12 protein-coding genes are annotated in these 9,318 nt (G+C 54.7%); 9 read left to right on the top strand and 3 right to left on the bottom strand.

The features are described 5' to 3' along the window. Positions 1-2 precede the first annotated feature (2 nt). A complete protein-coding gene (locus RO22_RS25355; RefSeq protein WP_152618913.1) occupies positions 3-65 on the top strand; it encodes an IS3 family transposase in 63 nt (20 codons plus the stop codon). 61 nt (positions 66-126) lie between these two features. On the opposite strand, the gene RO22_RS14915 is transcribed toward RO22_RS25355, so the two are convergent. Both RO22_RS14915 and RO22_RS14910 read right to left on the bottom strand, forming a co-directional pair. Next, positions 127-1,215, bottom strand: coding sequence for a histone deacetylase (locus RO22_RS14915; protein WP_041158652.1), 1,089 nt, complete (start codon positions 1,213-1,215; stop codon positions 127-129). Between the two features lie 150 nt (positions 1,216-1,365). Beyond that, positions 1,366-1,842, bottom strand: coding sequence for a flavodoxin family protein (locus RO22_RS14910; protein ID WP_041158651.1), 477 nt, complete (start codon positions 1,840-1,842; stop codon positions 1,366-1,368). Between the two features lie 93 nt (positions 1,843-1,935). On the opposite strand from RO22_RS14910, the gene RO22_RS14905 reads away from it, so the two are divergent. The 3 genes from RO22_RS14905 to RO22_RS14895 all read left to right on the top strand — a co-directional run bounded on the left by RO22_RS14905 (position 1,936) and on the right by RO22_RS14895 (position 3,248). After that, on the top strand, positions 1,936-2,337 hold the full coding sequence (locus RO22_RS14905) for a thiol-disulfide oxidoreductase DCC family protein (protein ID WP_009287121.1): 402 nt from the start codon (positions 1,936-1,938) through the stop codon (positions 2,335-2,337). 16 nt (positions 2,338-2,353) lie between these two features. Then, positions 2,354-2,830, top strand: a complete 477-nt coding sequence (locus RO22_RS14900) for a YbhB/YbcL family Raf kinase inhibitor-like protein (protein ID WP_041158650.1) — start codon at positions 2,354-2,356, stop codon at positions 2,828-2,830. 76 nt (positions 2,831-2,906) lie between these two features. Then, complete coding sequence (locus RO22_RS14895) at positions 2,907-3,248, top strand: zinc ribbon domain-containing protein YjdM (RefSeq protein WP_022522972.1); 342 nt, start codon at positions 2,907-2,909, stop codon at positions 3,246-3,248. A gap of 76 nt (positions 3,249-3,324) precedes the next feature. Here the strand turns inward: RO22_RS14895 and RO22_RS14890 are convergent, their stop codons facing one another. Next, complete coding sequence (locus RO22_RS14890) at positions 3,325-3,528, bottom strand: putative motility protein (protein WP_027958665.1); 204 nt, start codon at positions 3,526-3,528, stop codon at positions 3,325-3,327. A gap of 300 nt (positions 3,529-3,828) precedes the next feature. On the opposite strand from RO22_RS14890, the gene RO22_RS14885 reads away from it, so the two are divergent. The 5 genes from RO22_RS14885 (at position 3,829) to RO22_RS14865 (ending at position 9,296) form a co-directional block, all read left to right on the top strand. After that, complete coding sequence (locus RO22_RS14885; protein WP_022522974.1) at positions 3,829-4,293, top strand: SUF system Fe-S cluster assembly regulator; 465 nt, start codon at positions 3,829-3,831, stop codon at positions 4,291-4,293. Positions 4,294-4,371: 78 nt separating this feature from the next. After that, positions 4,372-5,814 (top strand): Fe-S cluster assembly protein SufB, encoded by a 1,443-nt coding sequence (sufB, locus tag RO22_RS14880; RefSeq protein WP_022522975.1) that lies wholly within the window; start codon positions 4,372-4,374, stop codon positions 5,812-5,814. A 73-nt stretch (positions 5,815-5,887) separates the two neighbouring features. Further along, positions 5,888-6,637 (top strand): Fe-S cluster assembly ATPase SufC, encoded by a 750-nt coding sequence (gene sufC / locus RO22_RS14875; protein WP_027958666.1) that lies wholly within the window; start codon positions 5,888-5,890, stop codon positions 6,635-6,637. Further along, on the top strand, positions 6,634-7,974 hold the full coding sequence (sufD, locus tag RO22_RS14870; RefSeq protein WP_027958667.1) for a Fe-S cluster assembly protein SufD: 1,341 nt from the start codon (positions 6,634-6,636) through the stop codon (positions 7,972-7,974). The genes sufC and sufD overlap by 4 nt, the downstream gene beginning before the upstream one ends. A gap of 26 nt (positions 7,975-8,000) precedes the next feature. Beyond that, positions 8,001-9,296 carry a cysteine desulfurase gene (locus RO22_RS14865; protein ID WP_041158649.1) on the top strand — a complete coding sequence of 432 codons (1,296 nt, stop codon included), beginning with the start codon at positions 8,001-8,003 and terminating at the stop codon, positions 9,294-9,296. Positions 9,297-9,318 lie beyond the last annotated feature (22 nt).

The following is a 9,318-nucleotide window of genomic DNA, read 5'->3' as shown; positions in this document are numbered from 1 at the left end:
GGATTAAGACCAAATTAAAAGGCCTGAGTCCGGTGCAGTACCGAAATCAGGCCTTGGCTGCTTAGTTTTTCACTGTCCAAGTTTATGGGGTCAGTTCACGAGGTGCCGTTTTTATGAGCAGCGAAATTATTCCGATTGAAAAGCCGTGCGGTGGAAATCCGCCGCGGCTTGGACTTCCGCAATGCCGCAGGTATCGGGCACAGGCACGGTGTTGCCCGCCAATACGGCAAGTACGGCTCTAGTGCCGTTGGACAGTGACTCCAGGTTGTAGCCGCCCTCTAATACGAACACCAAGCGGCCATCGCAGTGTTGTTCGGCCAGTTGTTGCAAGAAACCGGTCAGTGCGCCAAAACCCTCATAGGAAACGTTTAAGGCCAAATCGTGCCAGTGGGGGTCAAACCCTGCCGAAACTAAAATAATGTCGGGCTTAAACCACGCTGCGGCCGGAGCAAGAATGTCACGAAATGCCTTGAGATACGCTTCGTCGCCAGCGCCAGCCGGTAACGGAACATTGATGGTGGTGCCTTCAGCTAAACCGGCGCCCACTTCTTCCAGATGGCCTGAGCCGGGATAGAAGGGTGCTGCGCGGTGAATATCGAAAAACATTACGTCCGGCTCTGCCCAAAAAATATCCTGGGTGCCGTTGCCGTGATGGGCGTCCCAGTCAACAATCAGCACTCTCTCACAACCCAGCGCACTGCGCGCATGGGCTGCGGCGACCGCTACATTGTTGAATAAACAAAAGCCACGGGCGCGAACGGGCTCCGCGTGGTGTCCCGGCGGGCGTACAAGTGCAAAGGCACTTTTAGCGCGTTTCTCCATGACCGCTTCTACTGCGGCAATGGCCGTTCCCGCGGCGACTTCGGCGGCATCGACGCTACCCGGTGAGACCGCTGTGGTATCCACATCCAACCAGGCATTTTTCCCGCGCAGGCTAAAAATATCGCTTAGATAGGACGTGGTATGCACCCTGGCGAGTTGTTCATGGGTGGCTGCTTTGCCACCTTCAATGTGCAGGCCCGCAATGGGCGCTTTCTCAAGCAGGTGCTGAATGGCTTTCAAGCGGCCGGGGTGTTCGGGGTATTTCCATGGCACAGGGAGTCCTGCAAGCAGATGTCGAATGCGCTTATCGATCCGTTGAGGTAGAAAGTCGGCGTCAATATTGGGCTCGTGAGCGAGCACCCGATCATCATAGAAAGCAATGACTTTATGCATAATGGCTACCTAATGTACGTGCGTTAAGTAACAGCAGTAAATTCAAGCAAGTACTGCCGCCCTTTAATCGCACAATGGGCACGAAATGCTTATCTACAGTAAGGCAGGCTAGGCGAGGTTATACAATATCACTCTCAAACCATGTCACTTTCAAACAATGCCACTCTCAACACTAAACGCTAGGGTCATGCTGAGCTCTTCTACCTGATCTGCAAATGAGGGCTGCCACTCGCCGCACAAAATGAGCGGTGGCTGTACCCATCGCCAGCGTAAGCCAGTGACGATGCTTTCTACTGCGCGTTGGGTGCCCGTGCCATCGTGCCCCGCGCGAATATAGAGCGCGCAGGGTAATCCCTGTTTCTTTTCAATGACAGAATAGTAGCTGCGATCAAAAAAATCCTTGAGGGCGCCGCTCATATAACCCAGGTTTTCTGTGGTGCCGAGCAGAATCGCATCGCAAGCAAGCACGTCGTCTGGTCCAGCTTCCAAGGGCGCTTTTACCACACAGTGCACCTGCTCAAGGTCGGGATGACTCGCGCCCTGGAAAGCCGCATCACGCAATAAGCGGGTATTCGCCGAAGGGGCATGGGCAACAATTAATAGCTGTTTTTTGAACTCAGATGTCATAGCCGTAGCCTAAATAAGCAGTGAATATGTAAAGGTTTGCGACTAGTACTGAAAATGCCACACTGCTTTAGTGTCGTTAACTAGAGAGGCTATATGCCCAATAAGACTTCTATCAATGTCTTTTACGATGCGAAGTGCCCGCTGTGTCGTAAAGAGCGCCGCCGCTATGAGCGCTGGTCGGGGCGGCATGCCGCTGATATCGCTTGGCTTGATGTGAGTGAACATCACCAGGCGCTACAGCAAAAGGGCGTCGATCCCGACATGGCGCTGCGTTCTCTGCATATCGAAACAGCATCTGGGCAATTGGTGGAGGGGATCGATGCTTACCGTTTATTAATGAAGCGTATTCCCCTGTTGGCGCCGGCTGCCTGGATCATTGGTCTACCGGGCATTAAATCGGGCTTGCGGGCGCTTTATGATGCCTGGGTTAAGCGCCGCCTGAAGAAACAAGGCCGGTGGAGTTGTGAGACTAGGAGCGAAAGGCACATTAGATAAACCAAGGAGATAAAACATGACATTTGCACTTTCATCAATGCAGGTTACCAGCCCGGCGTTTGCTGACCATCAGGCGATCCCTGCCAAGCACACCGGGGAAGGTGAGGATGTTTCGCCAGCACTTGCTTGGCAAGACGCTCCCGAGGGAACCCAAGGGTTTGCAGTGATCTGTCATGACCCGGACGCGCCGTTGGTCAAAGACGGTAGCTATGGCTTTGTCCACTGGGTGCTCTATAACCTACCCGGCGATATTCAGGAATTAACTGAAAAGACGGCGGCGGGCACCGTCGGCGCAAATGATAAAGGTGGTACTGGCTATTGTGGCCCGATGCCGCCAGAAGGGCACGGCAAGCATCTTTATTATTTCTGGGTGCTGGCGCTGGATCATCAAACCTCGCTCCCTGAAGGGCTCACGCTGGCTGAACTGCTCAAAGAAGTAGAGCCTCACCTGCTGGGAATGAACCGTTTGGTGGGTACTTACCAGCGCGATTGATCTAGCCTTTGGCTGGACATTTTGCGTAACCCGTGTAGGCTCCATCGCTTTCTAACTGTGGTGATGGAGCCGTCTGATGAGTGACCTGCCTAACTGTCCTGCCTGTGCCTCTGAGTTTAGCTACGATGATGGTCTGCAATATGTCTGCCCAGAGTGCGGCCATGAGTGGTCAAAAGTGGCAGAAGAAGAGGGCGCTGATGACGCTTCAGGCGTGCGCGATGCCAACGGCAATATGCTGGCCGACGGTGATAGCGTAACGGTGATCAAGGACTTGAAGGTTAAGGGCAGTTCACTGGTGGTTAAAGTGGGTACCAAAGTGAAAAGCATTCGCTTAGTTGAAGGCGACCACGATATCGACTGTAAAATTGACGGTATCGGCCCGATGAAGCTTAAATCCGAATTTGTTAAGAAAGCCTAGCGCTAAAGCAGATCGTTAAAAAAATAGCCCCCTGGCATTGACCAGGGGGCTATTGATTTATCTAGCCTAACGTTTATTACGCAGTCGTATTAATCTGCGTACCTACGCTGCCACTGGTGGCCAGTTGCGGATCCATCGAAACACTCTCCATCAGCGCGGCAATCTGTGATGCACTGCCATCTAACGCTTGTTTAAAAACGCTGAGCTGGGCCTGTTGGCTTATCTGCACCTGCTGAAGCGCCATTGATGCACTTACCATGTTATTTACCGCTGAATCCATGTCGTCACCTCGAATAGCATTTGCCATCCACAATGATGGCATCTGATACCTAGCCGAAACTACCAGACGCCATCATTAAGTGTAAAGCCATAAAGCAAAGAATGACTGATGATAGCTTTCCTAAATGATAATGATTGTTGTTTTTGATGCTATCAGCGCCGAACGTGCCGATATTTTGCGTAAATTGCTATCCATTTTGCTCAGGGGCTTCACATCAAATTTATACAGGACTAAAATGGTACTCAATTGACGTGGCGACCATTTGATTTGCTGCGTACTGATGACATAAAGGGAGTCGACATGCTTAAGCTTTCTCGGCTGACAGACTATGCCGCGGTGGTCATGGCGCAAATTGCCCGCCATTCCCAGGCGTCGCATGCAGCGGCAGAGTTAGCAGAGGCCGTGCAGTTGCCCCATCCGACGGTGAGTAAAACGCTCAAAATGCTAGTGCGGGCAGGGCTGCTGGTTTCTCAGCGTGGCGCCCAAGGCGGTTACCGCCTGGCCCGGCCCGCATCGCAGATTACTGCCGCCGATATTATTGCGGCGATTGAAGGCCCCGTCGCCATGACCGAGTGCAGCCAAGCAGAAGGCGATTGTGAGCTTGTGGCTACCTGCGGTGTGGCAGACAACTGGCAGCGGGTCTCCTTGGCCATGCGTACTCTGCTAGAGAGCGTGACCCTGGCGCATCTGGCTGATACAGCGCCGATTAAGCTGCCAGTACAACTGCCTATTCAAACGATCAGCCTGTCGGCGGCGTCGGCCTAACGGCGGCGCGAGTACAGCAGGCCTACTTTATTATTAAAGGCGATGACCTCGCCACCCAACTGCCCGGAGGGTATCACCATGGCAAGCGAAGAAATGGAACAGTTGGTTCGTCGCGAATACAAAGATGGCTTTGTAACCGATATTGAGAGCGACACCCTGCCACCTGGCCTGGATGAAAACACCATCGCCTTTATTTCCAAAAAGAAGGGCGAGCCGGAGTGGATGCTGGAGTGGCGTCTGGATGCCTACCGCCAGTGGTTGAAGATGGAAGCTCCTTCCTGGGCGCATCTCGACTATCCGCCGATTGATTACCAATCGATCTCCTATTTCAGTGCGCCGAAACGCCCGGAAGACCGCCCGCAAAGCTTGGATGAAGTGGATCCCAAACTGCTGGAAACCTATGAGAAACTGGGTATTCCGTTGCACGAACGCGCCGCGCTGGCAGGAGTTGCCGTCGATGCGGTGTTTGACTCCGTTTCGGTCGCCACTACCTTCAAAAAGCAGCTTGGCGAAGCAGGGGTTATCTTCTGCTCCATTTCTGAAGCCATTCGCGACTACCCGGAACTGATCAAACAGTACTTGGGCACGGTCGTTCCCGTGGCGGACAACTACTTTGCCGCGCTGAACTCAGCGGTGTTTACCGATGGCTCCTTTGTGTTTGTGCCAGAAGGCGTGACTTGCCCGATGGAGCTGTCTACGTACTTCCGCATTAACGCGGCCAACACTGGCCAGTTTGAGCGCACGCTGATTATTTGCGAAAGCCGTGCCCAGGTCTCTTACCTGGAAGGCTGTACGGCTCCAATGCGCGATGAGAACCAGCTTCACGCCGCGGTGGTCGAACTTGTCGCTCTGGACGACGCCTATATCAAATACTCCACCGTGCAGAACTGGTACCCCGGTGATGAAAATGGCGTAGGCGGTATCTATAACTTCGTCACCAAGCGCGGTGACTGCCGTGGTGACCGTTCACGGATTAGCTGGACGCAGGTAGAAACCGGCTCGGCGATTACCTGGAAATACCCCTCCTGCGTACTGCGCGGCAAAGACAGTATCGGCGAGTTCTACTCCGTCGCCGTTACCAATGGTCGCCAGCAGGCCGATACCGGCACCAAGATGATTCATATTGGCGAAGGCACGCGTTCGTATATCGTCGCCAAAGGTATCTCAGCGGGCAGGAGTGACCAATCCTATCGCGGCCTGGTGAAAATTGGCCCGCGGGCCAAAGGGGCGCGTAACTTCACCCAGTGTGACTCGCTGTTGATAGGTGATAAGTGCGGTGCGCATACTTTCCCTTATCAGGAAATTGGCAATAGCACGGCGACCATTGAGCACGAAGCGACCACCTCGAAAATCGGTGAAGACCAGCTGTTCTACTGCCAGAGCCGCGGTATCTCTGAAGAAGACGCGGTCAGCATGATCGTTAACGGTTTCTGCAAGGATGTCTTCCAGGAACTGCCGATGGAGTTTGCCGTTGAAGCCGAAGCACTGCTCAACGTCACCCTGGAAGGCGCGGTAGGTTAATCGCTGGTTGTCCAGTTCACCCAATTTTATCAGTGTCGCCGTGGCGACTCGCCAGAATCAGAAGGTATTCAATATGTTGCAAGTGAAAGATTTACACGTCACCGTCGAAGGCAATGAAATCCTCAAAGGCCTCACCCTGACCATCAATGCGGGTGAAGTGCACGCCATCATGGGGCCGAACGGCGCGGGTAAATCGACGCTATCCGCGGTGATTGCCGGTAAAGATGGCTATGAAGTCACCCAGGGCACGGTTACCTTCGATGGCAAGGATGTGCTCGAAATGGAAATTGAAGAGCGCGCCCAGGCTGGCTTGCTGTTGGGTTTCCAGTACCCGGTCGAGATTCCAGGGGTTAAAAACATTTACCTGCTGAAGTCTGCGCTTAATGCCCAGCGCGTAGCCCGCGGCGAAGGCGAAATGCCAGCGCCAGAGTTTATGAAGCTGGTGAAAGAGAAGCTTGGTTACATGAAAATGGACGCTAGCTTCCTACAGCGCGCCGTTAACGAAGGCTTCTCTGGCGGTGAGAAAAAACGCAACGAGATCCTGCAAATGCTGGTGCTTCAGCCGAAGCTTGCGATGCTCGATGAGATCGATTCCGGCCTGGATATCGACGCCATGAAAGTGGTCGCCGATGGTGTCAACAGCCTGCGCGCTGAAGACCGCGCCATTCTACTGGTCACCCACTACCAGCGTCTGCTGGATTACATCGTGCCAGACCAGGTTCACGTCTTGGTCGATGGCCGTATTGTCAAAACCGGTGATGCCGAGCTGGCCAAACAGCTGGAAGCCAATGGGTACGAAGGTATCGAGGAGTCTGTGGCATGAGCGATACGCAAACCTTTTTAGACACGCTGAAGGCGCGCAGCTCGAACTACACAGCGGAACCGACCTGGATTGCTGCTCGTCGCCAGGCGGGTGCTGCACGTTTTGAGGCGCTGGGTTTTCCTACGCGTCGCGATGAAGAGTGGAAGTACACCGACGTACGTTCGATTGCCCAGGGCAACTTTGCAATAGCCGACAACGCTGAGTTCTCTCCGGCCACCGCCGCGGCGCTAACGCTGCCGATTGATGCCTACCGGCTGACCTTCGTGGATGGCGTTTTCTCATCGGCGCTCTCTGATTTGGATTCACTGCCGTCAAGCGTTCAGGTATTACCGCTTTCCAAGGCGCTAGCAGAGAACCACGAAGCCGTGGGTGGCCCGCTTGGGCGCCTAACCGGGGTGGATTTTTCGCCCTTCGCCGCGCTAAACACGGCGTTTATGGAAGAGGGGGCAGTGGTTCGCATTGCACCGGGAACAGTGGTTGAGAAGCCCATCCTGCTGCAGTTTCTGTCCCGCGCAGGCCAGCCGGTGATGTGTCACCCGCGGGTGCTGGTGGAGGCAGGAGGCCGCAGCGAGGCGACGCTGATTGAGCACTACACAGGTGAAAGCGAAGCGACGAACTTCACCAACGTAGTTGGCGAGCTGATGCTAGACCGGGGCGCGATACTGGCCCACTACAAGCTGCAAGAAGCGCCGTTGGGTGATTTGCACGTGGCGAGCATTCACGTAGAGCAGGGCCGCGATACGCGCTATACCTCCTATAACCTGAGCCTGGGCGGTGCGCTGGTGCGCAACGATCTGATCAGTGACTTGAACGGCCAGGGCGCTGAAACCAACTTCCTGGGTCTGTTCTTTGGTCAGGGTCGCCAACACGTCGACAACCATACCAAGGTCAACCACAATGCGCCGCTGACGTTCTCCAATGAGAACTACAAGGGCATTCTGGATGATCGCGCCCACGGGGTGTTTAACGGCAAGGTCTACGTCAAGCGCGATAGCCAGAAGATCGAAGGTTTTCAGAGTAACCAAAACCTACTGCTATCGGATCGTGCCCACATTGATGCCAAGCCTGAGCTTGAAATCTACGCCGATGACGTTAAGTGCTCACACGGCACGACTACAGGCCAGCTAGACGAAGAGGCGATTTATGCGCTGCGTACCCGCGGTATCGATGAAGCCACCGCTCGCGGTCTGCTAACGCTCGCTTTCGCTGGCGAGGTGTTGGACAAAGTCACCCTGGATGCGATTGCCGAGCGCGTTGAGTTAGCGGTCGCCGGTAAGCTGCCAGAGCGCTTCAACCTTGCCGGGCTTGTCGAAGCGGCGGTTTCACTTAACGACTAGCGCCACTACCCAATCAGGAGCGTCTGATGCCACATTCCGTTATTGAGCCAACGTCTAGCCCTTCTCAAACAGGCACTGTGCAAACAAGCCCTGCGCAAGCGACCTTTGATGTTATGCGCCTGCGCCAGGACTTTCCGGTGCTGGCCCGTGAGGTGCACGGCAAGCCGCTGATCTATTTAGATAATGCGGCCACTAGCCAAACGCCTCAGCAGGTGATTGACGTGTTTAGCGATTACTACTCGCGCTATAATGCCAATATTCACCGCGGGCTGCATACTCTCGCCGATGAGGCGACGGCGGCGTTTGAAGGCACGCGCCACCGGGTTAAGGCGTTCCTTAATGCGGAAGATGCGCGTCAGATCATCTTTACCCGCGGCACCACGGAAGCGATTAATCTGGTCGTGCATAGCTGGGGGCGTGCAAATCTTGCACCTGGCGATGAGGTGTTGATTTCGATGTTGGAGCATCACTCCAATATTGTTCCCTGGCAGCTGTTGGCCGCCGAGATTGGCTTTACTATTAAGGTGATTCCCGTTGAGGCCAACGGCGCGCTGGATATGGCTGCCTATCGCTCGCTGCTGAGTGAGCGCACTAAGCTGGTGGCGGTGAACCATGTCTCTAATGCTCTGGGAACCATCAACCCGGTGCAAGAGATGGCAACCCTTGCCCATCAGCAGGGTGCGCTGATTCTGATTGATGGTGCTCAGGCAGCACCTCACCAAGTGGTCGATGTGCAGGCAATCGATGCTGACTTCTATGCCTTCTCTGGCCACAAAGTGTATGGGCCGACAGGCGTTGGTGTGCTCTACGGCAAGCAGGCGCTGCTTGAAGCGATGCCGCCCTGGCAGGGGGGCGGGGAGATGATCAGCACGGTCTCCTTTGATGCGGGTACCACTTTTGCCGCTATTCCTCATAAGTTTGAAGCGGGCACGCCCGCTATTGCGGAGGTCATTGCCCTGGGTCGAGCGCTTGAGTGGATGGAGAGCATTGGCATAGATGCCATCGGCGCCTGGGAAGGCCAACTGCTCGATCACGCTACCCAGGCGGTCGGTCAAATCGATGGTCTACGTATTTTAGGCACTGCGCCGGATAAAGCGGCCGTTCTTTCCTTTATTGTGGAAGGGGCGCATTCGCAAGATATTGGCTTGCTGATCGATCAGCTTGGCGTCGCTATTCGTACCGGTCACCACTGCGCGCAGCCCTTGTTGCATCATTTTGGGGTCGACGCGACGTGCCGCGCTTCATTTGCTGCGTATAATACGCTCGAAGAAGTGGATCGCTTTGTAGAAGCACTCCAACGTGTCATTGGTATGGTGCGTTAAGGTCGGTTCTTTAAGAATCGTC

The organism is Halomonas sp. KHS3, assembly GCF_000830495.1.
GTDB classification, from domain to species: Bacteria; Pseudomonadota; Gammaproteobacteria; order Pseudomonadales; family Halomonadaceae; genus Vreelandella; species Vreelandella titanicae.
This window is presented reverse-complemented; position numbering and strand designations above follow the sequence as displayed.

Coding starts and splice junctions, on each gene's coding strand:
- RO22_RS14915 (WP_041158652.1), bottom strand. CDS start 1,215: ATGCATAAAGTCATTGCTTTCTATGATGATCGGGTGCTCGCTCACGAG.
- RO22_RS14910 (WP_041158651.1), bottom strand. CDS start 1,842: ATGACATCTGAGTTCAAAAAACAGCTATTAATTGTTGCCCATGCCCCT.
- RO22_RS14905 (WP_009287121.1), top strand. CDS start 1,936: ATGCCCAATAAGACTTCTATCAATGTCTTTTACGATGCGAAGTGCCCG.
- RO22_RS14900 (WP_041158650.1), top strand. CDS start 2,354: ATGACATTTGCACTTTCATCAATGCAGGTTACCAGCCCGGCGTTTGCT.
- RO22_RS14895 (WP_022522972.1), top strand. CDS start 2,907: ATGAGTGACCTGCCTAACTGTCCTGCCTGTGCCTCTGAGTTTAGCTAC.
- RO22_RS14890 (WP_027958665.1), bottom strand. CDS start 3,528: ATGGATTCAGCGGTAAATAACATGGTAAGTGCATCAATGGCGCTTCAG.
- RO22_RS14885 (WP_022522974.1), top strand. CDS start 3,829: ATGCTTAAGCTTTCTCGGCTGACAGACTATGCCGCGGTGGTCATGGCG.
- sufB (WP_022522975.1), top strand. CDS start 4,372: ATGGCAAGCGAAGAAATGGAACAGTTGGTTCGTCGCGAATACAAAGAT.
- sufC (WP_027958666.1), top strand. CDS start 5,888: ATGTTGCAAGTGAAAGATTTACACGTCACCGTCGAAGGCAATGAAATC.
- sufD (WP_027958667.1), top strand. CDS start 6,634: ATGAGCGATACGCAAACCTTTTTAGACACGCTGAAGGCGCGCAGCTCG.
- RO22_RS14865 (WP_041158649.1), top strand. CDS start 8,001: ATGCCACATTCCGTTATTGAGCCAACGTCTAGCCCTTCTCAAACAGGC.